The sequence below is a fragment of the Enterobacter sp. 50793107 genome (assembly GCF_001463365.1).
In the GTDB taxonomy this organism is placed as follows: Bacteria; Pseudomonadota; Gammaproteobacteria; order Enterobacterales; family Enterobacteriaceae; genus Enterobacter; species Enterobacter cloacae.
Window position 1 is genome coordinate 1 of sequence record NZ_LNII01000019.1, and the last position, 729, is coordinate 729.

General features: G+C 52.7%; 1 pseudogene. It reads right to left on the reverse strand.

The window, feature by feature from the left end:
• Positions 1-721, reverse strand: a pseudogene (silS, locus tag APU11_RS03765) (copper/silver sensor histidine kinase SilS); the annotation flags it as partial.
• Positions 722-729 lie beyond the last annotated feature (8 nt).

Below are 729 nucleotides of genomic sequence, written 5' to 3' on the forward strand. Positions count from 1 at the left end.
CAATGGGAACGCGTGTCGGTTCCAGCCGCGCATCAAGATTCTCGGAGGTGATGTTTTTAATGGCATTGCTGACATTACGAAGGGGCAGGTGCCCCTGACGGACAGCAATGCGAATGATCAGAACAATCAGCAGGCTTATCACGACGGCAATCGCAATCAGATTTTTTTTCAGCGCATCGAGGTAATGGAGATGGAAATTAATGGAGAGGCCAGTCAGCATGACATAGTTCTGCTGTTTGCCCTGAAATGTCGCCTGGCCAGAGGAGGCGATAACCCGGTACGTTTCCATCTTCATTCCGGACCCGGTATCCATCGCTCTCGCAGTATCCTCCACCGTCCAGAGAAAGACATCCCGTGCGCGGCTGTGCTCGCTAAAATCGGCTGAATTCACGGCCGGGCGTAGTGCTGCCCCCTGCGCAGAGCTGTACAGCACCTCACCCCGGGGATTGAGGAGCAAAAGGGCAACGTTGCGGTAGCTGGCGATCGATTCCTTTATTTTGCTTACTTTTTTTTCATCCGGATCTGCCGGGGACTGGAGTATACGGCTCAGTGTGGTGCTGATTTGTTGCAGATCGCTGACATCCTGCTCGGCAAAATGCTTTTCAACAGAATGCAGCATAAACCAGGTGAAGGCGATAAACGCCAGTATTGTGGACAGGCTGATAAAAAAGGTCAGCCGCAGAGCGAGTGAGAAAGGTCGTCTGGACGGTTTGCTATGCATCCGGGATC